Raw genomic sequence first — 14,385 nt, 5'->3', positions numbered from 1 at the left:
CTAATTTGCGAATAGTCCCATGAAATTTATTGTTAAACCCCATCCAGAAATTTTTGTTAAAAGTGAATCGGTACGTAAGCGTTTTACCAAGATTCTTGAATCGAATATTCGCAATATTATTAAAAAACGGACTACTGGGGTCGCGGTTTTTAACCGTCGCGATCATATTGAAGTCAGTGCTAATAGTGATCAGTTTTTTCAGCAAACATTAGAGATTTTAACCACTACGCCGGGTATCCAGCAGGTATTACAAGTTAAGCAATCGACGTTTACTGACATGCATGATATTTATCTGCAAGTGTTAGAAACCAGTCGTGAACTGATTGAAAATAAAAGCTTCGCTGTACGTGCCAAACGCCGTGGTAAGCACGATTTTTCCTCAATTGAATTAGAACGTTATGTTGGTGGCGGACTGAATCAAGCGGTTGATTCAGCAAAAGTGAAGTTAACTCGTCCTGATATTATTGTTCATATTGAAGTGGCGGATGAATTACTCAATCAGGTGATTGCTCGTTACAAAGGGTTAGGCGGTTTTCCACTCGGAACGCAAGAGGATGTACTCAGCCTTATTTCAGGTGGTTACGATTCTGGTGTGTCGAGCTATTTACACATTAAACGCGGTTCTAAAGTCCATTATTGTTTTTTCAATCTGGGTGGGCCTGCGCATGAAATTGGTGTCAAGCAAGTCGCTCATTACTTATGGAACAAATATGGCTCATCAGCTAAGGTACGTTTTATCTCTGTTGATTTTGAGCCGGTTGTTGCCGAGATTTTAGAAAAAATTGATGATGGTCAGATGGGCGTAGTGCTCAAACGCATGTTTATGCGGGTTGCTGGCCGTATTGCAGAGAAGTTTGGTATTCAGGCTTTGGTCACTGGTGAGGCGATTGGTCAAGTCTCCAGCCAAACATTAACCAATTTGCGTCATATTGATGGTGTGACCGATCGTCTGATTCTTCGTCCACTGATCAACTGGGATAAAGGCGATATCATGGATCTTGCCCGTGATATTGGCACGGAAGATTTCGCGAAAACGATGCCAGAATATTGTGGCGTGATTTCTAAAAATCCAACCGTAAAAGCGGTCAAAGCTCTATTAGAAGAACAAGAAGCTAAATTCGATTTTACTATTTTAGACAAAGTAATTTATGACGCTCGTTTGATGGATATTCGCGATATCGAAACCGAGAGTCAACAACAAGCTCCTGAAGTGGAACAGGTCGATGCGGTGCAAGAGGACGCTATTGTGCTCGATATTCGTAGCCCAGAAGAGGAAGATGACGCACCATTAGAGCTTGACGGTATTGAAGTGATGACTATCCCATTCTATAAGTTAGCCACCAAGTTCGGTGACCTTGATCAGTCAAAAACCTATTTACTCTATTGTCAACGAGGCGTGATGAGTCGTTTACAAGCCTTATACTTAAAAGAGCAAGGTTTTGATAATGTTAAGGTTTACCGCCCTTAGTTAAGTTTAAACCTAGTATGAAACGACTTTTGCCCAGTTGATGATACTGGGCTTTTTTATACCCAAATATTTGCAGTCAACACCACGGCGACTTCAAGTAGGGAGGGGATGGCGAATAGATAAAAAAACACCGCCAAAAGGCGGTGCTAAATATTTGACAGACAGGTCAAAAAATAAATACAGGAAGTATTTGTTTTGTTACAGGGGATAACTGTACAAAACAGGGTGGTAGAAACTACCGAACTCGAAAAACGAGTTTGCAAACACAACATCGCAACAGCAAACCAATTGATTCAAAAAGAATCAAGCCGTTCAGGCTTGCGTTACGGGGTGCAATATAGATTTTCTCTGGCTGGTTAGCAACGGACAATTTATAATGTTTCACATAAAAAAAACTAATCGGTTTTAGAGTGTCCCTATGTCCAGAAGATTACCTCCGCTCAATTCATTAAAAGTTTTTGAAGCGGCTGCACGTCATTTAAGCTTTACCCGAGCGGCAGAAGAGTTGTTTGTGACTCAAGCAGCGGTTAGCCATCAAATCAAGGCGTTAGAAGAGTTCCTTGGCCTCAAGTTATTTCGTCGTCGTAATCGTTCTTTACTACTAACGGAAGAAGGACAAGGCTATTTTCTCGATATTAAGGATATTTTTAGTTCGTTGGCTGAAGCCACTGATAAATTACTTGAGCGAAGTGAAAAAGGCGCATTGACTATTAGTCTTCCGCCCAGTTTTGCAATTCAGTGGTTGGTACCTCGCTTGGCGGATTTTAATCAGCAGCAACCTGACATTGATGTACGTATTAAAGCGGTGGACATGGAAGAAGGGTCACTCAGCGATGATGTTGATGTGGCGATTTACTATGGTCGAGGCAATTGGCCAGGCCTGCGGGCGGATAAATTGTACCAAGAGTTTTTGATCCCGCTCTGTTCGCCAGCGTTGTTAGTTGGCCCGAAGCCTTTAGTTACCTTAAGTGATTTAACTCGACACACATTATTGCATGATACGTCACGCAAGGATTGGAAGCAGTTCGCGAAAGAAAATGGTTTAGATTCGTTGAATGTTAATCAAGGGCCTATTTTTAGTCATTCAACCATGGTGTTGCAGGCTGCCGCTCATGGACAAGGCGTGGCGTTAGGCAATAACGTATTAGCGCAACCGGAATTAGATGCTGGACGTTTAGTCGCCCCATTTGATGAAGTGTTGATGACCAAAAATGCGTTTTATGTTGTTTGTCATGAGAAGCAAGCGGACATGGGACGAATTGCGACTTTTCGAGATTGGATGTTAAAAAAAGCGCGTAAAGAACAAGAGGTAATATTAGATGACGCAAGCCATAACCCCTTATGAATCGGTGATTGTCGATGAGCCGAGCTGCGATGAATCATCGGCTTTAGCGGCGACATTTATTTTTGCCCATGGCGCAGGTGCGGATAAAACCCATCCATTCATGCAGACGATTGCCAACGGTTTGGCCGCTAAAGGGATTCGCGTGGTGCGTTTTGATTTTCCTTATATGGTTAAACGTCAGCAAGATGGTAAACGTCGTCCGCCCGATCGCGCGCCTAAGTTACTCGAAGCTTACACAAAAGTGATTGAACAGTTCGCCAATCAACCACTGGTGATTGGTGGTAAATCTATGGGGGGGCGAATCGCCTCACATTTGACAGAACACCCACAAGTACAAGCGGTCGCTTGTCTTGGCTTTCCATTCCATCCACCAGGCAAGCCGGAACGATATAAAGGGGAGCACTTAGCCTCACTGAGCAAGCCATGCCTGATCTTACAAGGGCAGCGTGATACTTTCGGCTCACAGGCGGAAGTCGAACAGTTTCCACTAAGTCGTTCGGTTTCAGTGCAGTATCTTCCGGATGGCGATCATAGTTTTGCACCAAGAAAATCCTCGGGTTATCGCTTAGAAGATAACCTTGCTTGGGCAATTGAATCTTTGGCGCAGTTTATTGGTGAGGTTTATGATGAAAAGTAGTCAATCACTGACACTGATTGTGGGTGGGCTAGTCTGTGGTATCTCGGTCGCTTTAGGGGCGTTTGCCGCTCATGGTTTAAAAGCTCAACTGACAGAATATGCTTTAACAATTTTTCAAACCGCTGCTCATTATCAATTTATGCATGGTCTGGCGATGATTGCTTGCGGTTTAGCTCTTGGTTTACCGTTAATGGAAAAGTCGCGAAATTATTTTGGTCGTGCGGCGATTTGCTTTATCATCGGCATCTTTTGTTTTAGCGGTAGTCTTTACCTATTGGCGTTAACCGGGGTGTCGTGGATCGGTTTCGTGACGCCTATTGGTGGGCTACTGTTTTTATTAGGCTGGTGCATGTTCGTTCTAGCCGCGATTAATATCAAAGAGGTAAGAGTGTGAAACAAGTCATGCTGTACTGTCGTGCGGGCTTTGAAAAAGAGTGTGCCGGTGAAATTCAGGATAAAGCGACAAAGCTTGAAGTGTATGGTTTTCCTCGCCTTAAAAATAATACCGGTTATGTACTGTTTGAGTGTTATCAAGCGGAAGATGCCGATAAACTCATTAAAAATATTGATTTTCAAACGCTTATTTTTGCTCGACAAATGTTTGCAGTGACCGCTGAGTTTACTGAGTTACCGAAAGATGACCGAATCTCACCGATTTTGAGTTATTTTAAACAGGAACAAGCATTTCCACAGTGTGGTGATTTACGCATTGAAACGCCAGACACCAATGAAGCAAAAGAACTGCTTAAGTTTTGCCGTAAATTTACTGTACCGCTGCGTCAAGCGCTGCGTAGCCATGGAGTACTATTGGCTAAAGAGAGTACTAAAAAACCGGTGTTGCATGTTTGTTTTACCGCTCCTGGACACTGTTATTTAGGCTATTCGTATAGCCATAATAACTCGCCATTTTTTATGGGGATTCCTCGTTTAAAATTCCCAGCGGATGCGCCAAGCCGCTCGACCTTAAAATTAGAAGAAGCCTTTCATGTCTTTATCCCTCGTGCGGAATGGGATACGCGTTTGGCATCCGGTATGTGGGCGGTGGATCTCGGTGCTTGCCCTGGTGGCTGGACTTATCAATTAGTTAAGCGTTCGATGTTTGTTCATGCCGTGGATAATGGCATGATGGCACAAAGCTTAATGGATACGGGACAGGTTAAACATCATATGGAAGATGGTTTTAAGTTTGAACCACCGCGTAAGAACGTCACTTGGATTGTTTGCGATATGATTGAGAAGCCAGCGCGCGTTGCTCAGTTGATGGGGGAGTGGATCATCAGTGGTTGGGCTAAAGAAGCGATCTTTAATCTCAAATTACCGATGAAAGGGCGTTATGATGAGGTGTTGCAAGATATTGAGAATCTAAAAGATTTTCTGAAACAGAATAAAGTTAAGTTTCGTTTACAAGCCAAGCATCTCTATCATGATCGAGAAGAGATCACCGTTCATGTCCAATCTTTATCGTCGATTTCTCCTTATTAAAGCGGAGTGATCTGGTCCGTTTTGAGCCTAGCTTTTCGGTTCAAAACGGATATCCTGCAGATTAAAACCGAGTTCAATGTCAGTTTTCAGGGTAGCAACTTGCTTGCAAATCCGTGCCATTTCAATCTCTTGATCGAGTTTTTTCCGATACTTACTGGCTAAGGCTTCACTGGCATAAGCCTGTTCGATGTCGGTAAATTGGCTGAGGATCGCTTGAGCTGCTTTAGGGCCGAGACCAGCGACACCTGGTACTTGACTCGAACTCATGCCCGTCAAACCCCAATAGTCGGTCAATTGGCTTGGTTTGACGCCAAATTCTTGTTCAATAAATGGCGCATCCAGCCAGCGATGTTGAAAATAATCACGAATTTGTAAGGTCGGAGATAACAATTGGCAATAGCCTTTATCGGTGGAAATGATGGTCACCTTTTCACCATGACTGGCCACTTTACAGGCTAGGGTAGCAACTAAATCATCCGCTTCATCACCTTCTGAAAGCAGTGAATCGATACCCAGTTCCCACCATGCTTGTTGAATTTGTTCTAAACCGTTTTGTAAGCTGATGGGCATTGGCTTACGCCCCTGTTTATAGCTTGGCAGCAGTTCGGCACGCCAACCACGATCTTGCAACGCATGATCAAAAACGGCAATCATGTGAGTCGGAGCGGATTCGGTAATAATACGCTGTAAGGTACGACAAGTGGTATTGGTGGTACGGGCGATATCACTTTCATCGGGTTGAGCGGAATGCACTCTGCGGATCAGATTTAACGCATCAATAATCACAAGATGAATAGACATAATCACCAAAAAATAAGGGCTGTTAGGCCCTTATTGTAATGAAATTAAAGCAGATTGCTATCCTTGCTGAGCGTCACTAGGAGCTAATTCGATAGCAAGGCACATAAGCGGTTGAACCAGGAAGTTTCATCCGATGTTGATTAACAAAGTCGTTGAGTAATCGGTCCATTTTTTTCATTAATGCTGGTTCGCCATGTAGAGTAAATGGCCCTTTGCGTTCAATCTCGCGGATCCCTTCTGCTTTGACATTACCAGCAACAATACCAGAAAAGGCTTTGCGTAAGTTGGAAGCGAGTACCTCAGGACGCTGATTGAGATGTAAATCCAAGCTCGCCATGCTGTCATGAGTCGGATCAAAGGGCAGTTGGAATTCCGGTTCAATTTTTAAGGACCAGTTATAACTATAAGCATCGTCGTGATCTTTTCGATGCTGACGAACCAGTGGCATGGCATCTTTCATAATTCTTGCCGCTTGAACCGGATCATCAATCACAATTGTGTAGTGTTTGCGGGCTTCTTCACCTAGCGTACTGGCAATAAATTGATCGATTGAGCGGAAATACGCTTCGCTTTCTTTGGGACCTGTCAACACAATCGGCATTGGTTGGTCTGCATTATCAGGGTGCATCATGATCCCGAGAATATACAGCAATTCTTCTGCGGTTCCCGGACCTCCGGGGAAAATGATGATTCCGTGTGCCATTCGGGCAAAAGCTTCAAGGCGCTTTTCGATATCAGGCATGATGACTAATTGATTGACTATCGGGTTCGGTGGCTCGGCAGCAATGATTGACGGTTCAGTCAAGCCTAAGTAGCGTTGTTGCTGATAGCGTTGTTTGGCATGACCGATAGCTGCGCCTTTCATTGGACCTTCCATAGCACCAGGTCCACATCCGGTACAGATATTGAGCTCTCTTAGCCCTAATTCATGGCCAACTTCACGGGTATATTGATATTCGGTCGCATTGATCGAATGTCCACCCCAGCAGACGATAAGGTTGGGTTCTACCCCTGTCACTAAAGTACCTGCATTACGTAAGATGCCGAACACCAAGTTCGTGATATGGCTGGCATTGGTCAGGTTCAGCCTTTGGTTTTCAGATAAGTGCATGTTGACGTAAACAATATCACGTAGCACAGCAAACAGGTGTTCTTGAATCCCTTTAATAATTTGCCCGTCGACAAACGCTTGTTCTGGTGGATTAGTGAGTTCGAGTTTAATGCCTCGTTCACGACGCAGTACGGTAATATCGAAGTTTTTGTACTGTTCGAGCATTTCTTTGGAGTTATCGGTATGGCTTCCGGAGTTGAGTACTGCCAAGCTGCAATTGCGATACAGCTGATAGAGATCACTGGATGCGGTTTTTTTGAGTCTTTCTACTTCAAGTTGCGACAGTAAGTCCATACTGCCGGCTGGGCTAACTTGAGTGATCATCTTGACCTCCTTAACAATCGGGGGAGAAGTGCTATTTGTCCTATGTCATCAAGGCACTCTTTCAATCATAGTCGTTATTGATGGAGATAGAGTTTACACGAGTGACTTAGGGGTAACACTCTGTCGTATCGGGATGCCATTTTAGTTCGTTTAGATTCAACTGTCTGAAATGGCTTATTAATCTTGTGCGTAACCATGGTTTTGGAAAACATCGCTAGGCGCAAGATGTGAAATGAGTCACTAAGTTTACGGCAAGTGGTTAAATGTTGTTCGGTTAGTGACTTATTTCCAAGCCAGTTGATTAGGACCATAAGGCTTCATCTCCTGTAGGGAACGATGCAACCGTTCAAGAACAATTTCTGGTGTATCGGCTTCTTTAAAGTGGGTTGAAGCGGCACTAAGAGTGATGGTGATCTGTTTATCGCGAAATTTAAAAGGCAGTCTAGCCACATTACGCTGTATTTTTTGTATAACCTGATGGCACTCATTATCGGCGCGTTCTGGTAACAGTAAGATGAATTCTTCTCCTGAAAAACGCGCAGCGGTATCGGTTTTCTCCAACTCTTTATGAATGGTTCGAGCAATCACTTTTAACGCTTTATCACCAGCAAGATAACCAAAACTTTCATTAATGGCTTTAAAAGCATCAATATCTAAAATCACCAGACGCAAATTATGCTGCGTGCGAATCCAGCGTCGATACTCCAATTCTAATCGATCATTAAACGCAGTGCGGTTATACAATTTGGTCAGTGGATCTTGCAGCAGTCGCTGCGCTTGATCTTCTAATCGACGGCGATAATCTTGGGTCAGTTCTAGCAAGGTTTCCATTTGGTGCTGGGTATATTGCATACGTTCAATCAGCACTTGTTCTCGTTGTTCAGCATGAATCAAACGCTCGGATAAGGCTTCAATTTCACTCAATACCGCACTTACAGGCTTATTGGATTCGCTGGCTTGTGATGATAAAGCATGTTGACCGCGGTTGACGAGATGAAGAAGATCTTGATGCATATGTTGGCGATGCTGTTGATAATGGGTGCTTTGCTCAAGATTAACGCGGGTGCTTTGCAGATTTTTCGATAATGAACTATTGATTTGTTCGAGGAATTTCTCTGAATTTTTACGCTCATATTGGGTTCCATCGATAACTAATTTCAGTACTTGCAAAGCCAACTCAAGTAATCCTTGGCTATTGACTCCAAGTAATAGCTTGCTGCGGATATCGGTCAGTAAATCTCCGGCTTCTCCTTCAAAATCTAGCTCGGTGATCAGGTGTTGTAGTTCATTACTAAGCTGATTCAGGAGGATCTGATCGGTATTATGGAGAGTACCTGGGGTCCCCGCATGGCCATTATGAGCAAAAATTTTCACCGCGCGTTGGTATAAATTCAGTAAACGTAATGCTTGATCTTGCTCTGTCTGTGTTTGGGGGAGACTTAAAAGTTGCTGAACATCACGTTTAAGTTTGATGGGTAATCCTGGTAGATATAACAGGGTTTCAGCACACTGTTTGACTCGGATATCCGCAGGGGGAATTTGCTGTGCATCGTTCGATGTTTGTGGTTTCAACATGCGCTCCAGTACGGCTAAACCAGGAAAATTGAGCTAGTCTCTAATGACCAATTTACACTATCTCAAGGATGAGACGCTATTTATCAATTTATCGATAATAACAAATAATCGGCACGGATCATTAGCTCAATTTGTTAACCGCATAGCATTTATCCATCTTTTAAAAATTTTTTGATCTGTTCTTCATCACGATAAGATGAATGGACCTTAATCAGTCCTTGATTGATCGCTTGTTGACACGATTTACGGATGTTACTAGAGGCGAAACTGGCCGCTGGGGCGTTATCTATGGCTTTAAAATAGACCCAATGACTGGCGTTGTCTTTTAGGCTCAGCTCTCTAGCAACACCAGTCGCCATCAATAGAATATCCAATAATTCTTTATCATTGATGGCGGTGTAGGCTCTAGGTAAAAAAGGATAATCGGCAATACCTAAGCGAATCGTTCGGTTTAAACGCCGCTCTGGTTGGAACTGATTGATCAAGTCTTGAACTTTATTAAACAGTTCCTCTGGTGGCCGATCCCGATCGGTATTCGGTTCAATGTACAGTAAGTTTGCATCCGAGAAATGATAGAGCCGGGCTGGCTCTTCCAGATGGTCAGTTAAAAAACGCCCAAAGGCATGTTCGAGTTCCACACCAGCCGTATAGCCATGTTGTAAGTACATGCTGCGCAGGAAAGGGAGATCAATCATCGCAAAGCGTAGACGATCATTTAACGGTTCATGAATCAATTCACCAATTAACCACTGCTCGTAGTTATAGCTACTGCGTTGAAGAGAAGAGAGTAATTTCGCATTGAGCATTCTTAGGTTGGGTAAACGAGAACGAGAGTGAGTGAATAAATGGCTATTTAGCTCATCGATTTCGTCTTGTTGGTTTTGGATAATATAACCACGACGCATCAGGTAGAGAAACAGCACAATGCTGGTTAAAAATAGCGTAAAAGCGATTTTTTGAAATTTACTGTATTCACGTTGAGTCGCTTGTAGGGCTTTTTCTTGGCCAACTAAATGCAGGGTTTGTTCAACAAATTCTTTTTGCTGGCGAAAGGCATCTTCACTAATTTGGTTAAGCTGAGCTTGGCGAAGTTGAGTGATTTGGTGGCTTTTTTTACTCCATTCTAACGCGGGTAAATATTGCTCTTTTTGCTCATAACCTAAGGAAAGAAGTTGATAGGCTTGCTCTTCAATTTCCATGTCGTGTAGTGTTTCATTAAACTTTATTGCCGCTTGGGCATAATCAATGACTTGTTTATTGTTTTGCTGAGATAGAGCTAACTGAGCACTAAGTAAGGCGGCTCGCGCTTGCAAGCGTAAGTTTGGTGTGTACTGAAGGAGTTCTTTCGCCACGCTGAGATATTGTTCGGCCAACGTATAGTTATAGAGCTGCCGATAAGTCGCGGATAAACTTAACCGAACATCAATCACACTGGCCAGATTGAGTTCACTGCTTTCATGATCGATAACATTAAAATAATGTACCAAGGCTAAATTGTACTTACCTTGTTGAAAATAAACGTCACCCATCCGTTTAAGGACGGAAACAAGGATCGGCGATTTTTCATAGTTACCATAAAATTCAGCGGCTTGAGAGAGATGAACTAAAGCTTTATCCAGTACCCGACGCTCATAAAACAACTGTGCTAATAGATTATTGGTTTTTGCTAATTCGGCACTGGCATTGGTTTCTATTGCTCCCCAATAAGCCGTAAGAAGTTCAGATAAAGCTAAATTGTAGAGTTTATGGTGTAGATAATGTTCTCCCACGATCAGATGGTATTCAATCAAGGGTTTTTTGGCTTGCAATGATTCAAGATAAGGTTTGGCTTCTGCAAACAGTTGATTAGCCAGAGTAAGCTCGTTATTTTGTGAGGCAATTTCTGCCCTGAGCATGGTGATATGATAATCAATTTGTTTTGAGAGGCGATGTTCCTCAAGCAAGAGATGGTGTTGATGAGTGAGCTCGTTCAGTTGTTGACGAGCGGCATCGGCGTCGTGATTGTGTCGCCAATGTAAACGAATCGTCATAATATCTAGGTCTAACGCCAAATAAGGAAGCTGATGCTCTTGCGCGAGCTGCTTGGCTTCATTGAGCGTGTCAAACGCCGTTTGTGTATTACCTAAGACAAACTCAGCTGTGGCTAAAATCTTTAGTGCATCAATGCTGCTACTTGGGGTTCGAATACGATTATCGGTTTCATCTCGACTAATATTGGACGGTGTTTTCTCCGTCTTATCCGCTAGTTTACGCTGCTCTAAATACTCTTCGACAAGATTTTTGGCCTGAATAGGAGAAATCTCCAATAGTCCGTGCGCTTCGTTGAGCTGAGGCGAAGCGTAGACGGCGGCTTTTACCCAAGGAGAAATGCTCAGAAGGAGTAGGCAAAGGTAAGGTATCCAGCGGAAAGAGGGCATGATAATGGGCGTCCTTTTATTGGCGAGCCATGCGTAAATTATGCTCAGGTGATGATTGCTCCGTTGAGCGGAATGGGTTGATATCTAGGCCACCTCGACGAGTATAACGCGCGAATACTGTCAGTTGCTTTGGTTGGCAGTAACGACACAAATCGTGGAAAATTCGCTCAACGCATTGCTCATGAAATTCATTATGCTCACGGAATGAGACAATATAACGTAATAACGCTTCGCGTTGTATTTTTGGCCCGTGATAAGTGATTTCAACACTGCCCCAATCGGGTTGATTGGTGATCAAGCAGTTTGATTTAAGTAAGTGGCTGTGCAGCGTTTCTGTAACGATGTCAGTATCCGTCGCTTGCTCTAATAAGCTCGCATCAAACTGATAGTGTTCGATTTCAATCTCTTGCTGATCAATACATTCTCCTTGCATCGAAACAATCGGTTGATTGGTATAGTGATCCAGTGAGAATAACTGCACTGCAACGTTTTCACCGGCGCACGCCGACAGATCGTTAATTAAGTGAGTTTGTACCGTTTGCCAGTCTTGAAAACGAGATTGATTGAAGCTGTTTAAGTACAGTTTGAACGATTTAGATTCAATTAAGTTAGCGCTGGTGGCTGGAATGCGCACTTCACCAATCGCCACTTGTGGTAGCCCTTTACTGTTTAACCAAGAGAGCTCATATAAAGTCCAAATGTCACAGCCTTGAAAGGGGAGAGTCTCACCAAGGTCGAGATCGTTGCGGTTGAGGCTGCGTGGTACCGGTTGCAACAAACTTGGATCATATTGGCTGGCATAGGCAGTGGCTTTGCCAAGAGTTAAGCCAGATAGCTCTTTGGCATCAGAATATTTGCTCATCATTTATCATCAAATCGATTAGAATAATCAGAATTTTACGCAATACTGCTCACGCTGTCATTAGCGTTTGTGGTCAGTTTCGTTATGGAGAACCCTATGGCTCATTTGGTCGCCGCCGCGTTGCGTGATTTCTCGCAACGTTATCTTCAAGCTTATCAACAGAGACATAATCATCTGCCTAGTAGTGATGAGTTAAGCCATATGCCTTCCCCTTGCATTGAGCAGCAAAGTAACAATAGCGTTTATTGGCAGCCAGTGGAACGTGAGCACAGTGCTGATTTACAAGCGGTGGAGCAGGGAATCGAGCTGAGTTTGCATAGTGATATTGCGCCTTTTTATGGCAGCCAATACAGTGGCGATTTATCCGCAACGTGGCGCGGTCACTCGCTGACGTTATTGCAAGTCTGGAGTGATGACGATTATCTTCGTTTGCAGGAAAATATTCTTGGCCACTTTGTCATGCAGCGCCGTTTAAAACAAAAACCAACCATTTTTATTGCTACTACAGATGATGAAATGGCGGTGGTGTCGATTTGTAATCTCACTGGGAATGTGATTAGAGAAACGTTAGGCACCGATCAGCGAGAAGTGTTGTGCACCGATGTGGCGGATTTTTTAAACCAACTTGAGCCAGCGGTGTAGAACGATGTATGTAGTAGAGCTTGAGTTTGAATGTTTTGATAACACGACCATCAGTGCGGTAGATAAAGCGGTCAACGGTTTGATGGATGCCTTGCGCTATAACGGTCAAGTGTTGGGCAGAGAGTTTCCGCTGGTGCTTGGTGATGGCGAGTTTTTCTTGCGCGCCGTATGTCCAGAGCAAGATAGTTTGCACCCAAAATACCATTCAGATTTTGTTAAAGCCTGTTTGCATCGATTATCGGAGGCTTGTTTACTGGCTCCTAAAGTGCGTTTGCTTGGCCGTGATATTAACTCAGAACAAGCAGCAGATATTGAGCCACCGAGTTGGCAGGTGCTATACACCACTTATGTGCACACTTGCTCGCCACTTCGTAGCGGCGATACCTTATTACCGATCCCTTTGTATCGTAATCCGCCTACCTTTAATGGTGATCATAAAGCGGTGATCAAATGGCAAACGGAATGGCAAGCTTGTGATGAAATTCAGATGGCGGGAGGCTGCAAAGCTGAACACGCCGCGCTGCATGAGCTATGTGATATTGATAGCGATCTGTTTCGTCGTGGTTGGGATTTACGGGGACGCATCGAGTATTTAACCAAGATCCCGACCTATTATTATCAGTACCGAGTGGGCGGAACGAGTTTGGCCGATGAGCAAGCGCGTCCTTGCCCTAAATGTGGCGGCGCGTGGTTATTGGATGAACCTATTCATGAGATTTTCCATTTTAAATGCGATGGCTGCAAAATCGTCTCCAACCTCTCTTGGGATCATTTGAAAAATGAGCCCGTCGCCTGATCCCAATGACGAGTATTTACTGATGACCGCTAATAAAAAAGAGACCTGCCAGTGGCGGTCTCTTTTTTGTCGTGTATTTGCAAAGACAGTGGTGTTGGTCAATTACCAGCCTTTGACAGCGCCGCCTTGGAAAATTTCTGAGGCTGCTTTATACACTTCGTCAGTTTGATAGGCTTTGAGGAAGTTTTGTACGTTCTCAGCATTAACATTATCTTGACGAGCAACCAGTAGGTTCACGTAAGGTGAGTCTTTATCTTCGACAAAAATACCGTCTTTTTCAGGGGTAAGATTAATCGAGCTGGCGTAAGTGGTATTAATGATGGCGAGTGTGACATCGTCCAAAGCACGAGGAAGCTGAGCGGCGTCCAGTTCCATAATGCGCAGGTTTTTCGGATTGTCAGTGATATCACGCACGGTCGCAAGCAGGCCAACGTTATCACGTAAGGTGATTAAACCTTGTTGTTGTAGCAGCAATAAAGAGCGACCTAAGTTGGTTGGGTCATTGGGCACCGCAACTCGTGATCCGCTAGCTAATTCATCAAGAGTGGTGATTTGTTTTGAATAGCCAGCGATAGGATAAACAAAAGTGTTACCGACAATCGCTAGCTTATAGCCGCGATCGGCAATTTGACGATCTAAATAAGGTTTATGTTGAAATGCGTTAGCATCAATCGAACCATCGTTAAGCGCAGCGTTTGGGGTAACATAATCAGAAAACGTTACCAGCTGGACTTCAAGGTTATAGCGCTCTTTCGCGACGCGAGCCGCCACTTCCGCGACTTGTTCTTCAGCACCGGCAATCACGCCAACTTTGATTTTGTTCATGTCGACTGCTTTTTCGCCGCATCCTGTTAATGCAATAGCCGCGGCAGCAATAGCCAATAAACCTTTAAGTGAAAACTTCATTATTATCTCCTTGTTATAT

General features: G+C 43.8%; 12 protein-coding genes and 1 pseudogene. 7 read left to right on the top strand and 6 right to left on the bottom strand.

Going from position 1 to position 14,385, the window contains the following annotated elements; translation table 11 throughout:
* The first annotated feature begins 19 nt into the window (after nucleotides 1-19).
* The 5 genes from thiI (at nucleotide 20) to rlmM (ending at nucleotide 4,932) form a co-directional block, all read left to right on the top strand.
* Nucleotides 20-1,468 (top strand): tRNA uracil 4-sulfurtransferase ThiI, encoded by a 1,449-nt coding sequence (gene thiI / locus AACS00_RS00290; protein ID WP_110168121.1) that lies wholly within the window; start codon nucleotides 20-22, stop codon nucleotides 1,466-1,468.
* 418 nt (nucleotides 1,469-1,886) lie between these two features.
* Nucleotides 1,887-2,813, top strand: coding sequence for a transcriptional regulator GcvA (locus AACS00_RS00285; protein ID WP_072668676.1), 927 nt, complete (start codon nucleotides 1,887-1,889; stop codon nucleotides 2,811-2,813).
* On the top strand, nucleotides 2,788-3,450 hold the full coding sequence (locus AACS00_RS00280) for an alpha/beta fold hydrolase (protein WP_258306883.1): 663 nt from the start codon (nucleotides 2,788-2,790) through the stop codon (nucleotides 3,448-3,450). The genes AACS00_RS00285 and AACS00_RS00280 overlap by 26 nt, the downstream gene beginning before the upstream one ends.
* Nucleotides 3,440-3,844, top strand: a complete 405-nt coding sequence (locus AACS00_RS00275) for a DUF423 domain-containing protein (protein WP_072668957.1) — start codon at nucleotides 3,440-3,442, stop codon at nucleotides 3,842-3,844. Before AACS00_RS00280 ends, AACS00_RS00275 begins: the two co-directional genes overlap by 11 nt.
* Complete coding sequence (gene rlmM / locus AACS00_RS00270; RefSeq protein ID WP_004395747.1) at nucleotides 3,841-4,932, top strand: 23S rRNA (cytidine(2498)-2'-O)-methyltransferase RlmM; 1,092 nt, start codon at nucleotides 3,841-3,843, stop codon at nucleotides 4,930-4,932. The genes AACS00_RS00275 and rlmM overlap by 4 nt, the downstream gene beginning before the upstream one ends.
* Before the next feature lie 27 nt (nucleotides 4,933-4,959).
* Here the strand turns inward: rlmM and xni are convergent, their stop codons facing one another.
* From xni to queF, 5 genes and pseudogenes are all read right to left on the bottom strand, one after another.
* Nucleotides 4,960-5,733, bottom strand: a complete 774-nt coding sequence (xni, locus tag AACS00_RS00265; RefSeq protein ID WP_181397634.1) for a flap endonuclease Xni — start codon at nucleotides 5,731-5,733, stop codon at nucleotides 4,960-4,962.
* A 76-nt stretch (nucleotides 5,734-5,809) separates the two neighbouring features.
* On the bottom strand, nucleotides 5,810-7,168 hold the full coding sequence (ppnN, locus tag AACS00_RS00260; protein ID WP_110168119.1) for a nucleotide 5'-monophosphate nucleosidase PpnN: 1,359 nt from the start codon (nucleotides 7,166-7,168) through the stop codon (nucleotides 5,810-5,812).
* Between the two features lie 282 nt (nucleotides 7,169-7,450).
* Nucleotides 7,451-8,767, bottom strand: a pseudogene (locus AACS00_RS00255) (diguanylate cyclase domain-containing protein); the annotation flags it as partial.
* A 125-nt stretch (nucleotides 8,768-8,892) separates the two neighbouring features.
* Complete coding sequence (locus tag AACS00_RS00250; protein WP_110168117.1) at nucleotides 8,893-11,160, bottom strand: tetratricopeptide repeat protein; 2,268 nt, start codon at nucleotides 11,158-11,160, stop codon at nucleotides 8,893-8,895.
* Nucleotides 11,161-11,176: 16 nt separating this feature from the next.
* Complete coding sequence (gene queF, locus AACS00_RS00245) at nucleotides 11,177-12,022, bottom strand: NADPH-dependent 7-cyano-7-deazaguanine reductase QueF (protein ID WP_072668956.1); 846 nt, start codon at nucleotides 12,020-12,022, stop codon at nucleotides 11,177-11,179.
* A 96-nt stretch (nucleotides 12,023-12,118) separates the two neighbouring features.
* Here queF and syd point away from each other — a divergent pair, with 96 nt between their 5' ends.
* Both syd and AACS00_RS00235 read left to right on the top strand, forming a co-directional pair.
* Complete coding sequence (syd, locus tag AACS00_RS00240) at nucleotides 12,119-12,664, top strand: SecY-interacting protein (protein WP_110168116.1); 546 nt, start codon at nucleotides 12,119-12,121, stop codon at nucleotides 12,662-12,664.
* 4 nt (nucleotides 12,665-12,668) lie between these two features.
* Nucleotides 12,669-13,460: a Zn-ribbon-containing protein gene (locus tag AACS00_RS00235; protein WP_072668669.1), complete on the top strand. Its 792-nt coding sequence runs from the start codon at nucleotides 12,669-12,671 to the stop codon at nucleotides 13,458-13,460.
* 102 nt (nucleotides 13,461-13,562) lie between these two features.
* Here AACS00_RS00235 and AACS00_RS00230 read toward each other — a convergent pair whose 3' ends face one another.
* Nucleotides 13,563-14,366 carry a MetQ/NlpA family lipoprotein gene (locus AACS00_RS00230; protein ID WP_110168115.1) on the bottom strand — a complete coding sequence of 268 codons (804 nt, stop codon included), beginning with the start codon at nucleotides 14,364-14,366 and terminating at the stop codon, nucleotides 13,563-13,565.
* Nucleotides 14,367-14,385: the final 19 nt, after the last annotated feature.

The sequence above is a fragment of the Vibrio sp. 11986-1-5 genome, assembly GCF_963878025.1.
In the GTDB taxonomy this organism is placed as follows: domain Bacteria; phylum Pseudomonadota; class Gammaproteobacteria; order Enterobacterales; family Vibrionaceae; genus Vibrio; species Vibrio injensis.
Note: the sequence above shows the minus strand (reverse complement) of the source record. Positions and strands in the feature narration are given on the sequence as shown.

Coding starts and splice junctions, on each gene's coding strand:
- syd (WP_110168116.1), top strand. CDS start 12,119: ATGGCTCATTTGGTCGCCGCCGCGTTGCGTGATTTCTCGCAACGTTAT.
- ppnN (WP_110168119.1), bottom strand. CDS start 7,168: ATGATCACTCAAGTTAGCCCAGCCGGCAGTATGGACTTACTGTCGCAA.
- AACS00_RS00235 (WP_072668669.1), top strand. CDS start 12,669: ATGTATGTAGTAGAGCTTGAGTTTGAATGTTTTGATAACACGACCATC.
- xni (WP_181397634.1), bottom strand. CDS start 5,733: ATGTCTATTCATCTTGTGATTATTGATGCGTTAAATCTGATCCGCAGA.
- AACS00_RS00285 (WP_072668676.1), top strand. CDS start 1,887: ATGTCCAGAAGATTACCTCCGCTCAATTCATTAAAAGTTTTTGAAGCG.
- AACS00_RS00250 (WP_110168117.1), bottom strand. CDS start 11,160: ATGCCCTCTTTCCGCTGGATACCTTACCTTTGCCTACTCCTTCTGAGC.
- queF (WP_072668956.1), bottom strand. CDS start 12,022: ATGAGCAAATATTCTGATGCCAAAGAGCTATCTGGCTTAACTCTTGGC.
- thiI (WP_110168121.1), top strand. CDS start 20: ATGAAATTTATTGTTAAACCCCATCCAGAAATTTTTGTTAAAAGTGAA.
- AACS00_RS00275 (WP_072668957.1), top strand. CDS start 3,440: ATGAAAAGTAGTCAATCACTGACACTGATTGTGGGTGGGCTAGTCTGT.
- AACS00_RS00230 (WP_110168115.1), bottom strand. CDS start 14,366: ATGAAGTTTTCACTTAAAGGTTTATTGGCTATTGCTGCCGCGGCTATT.
- AACS00_RS00280 (WP_258306883.1), top strand. CDS start 2,788: ATGACGCAAGCCATAACCCCTTATGAATCGGTGATTGTCGATGAGCCG.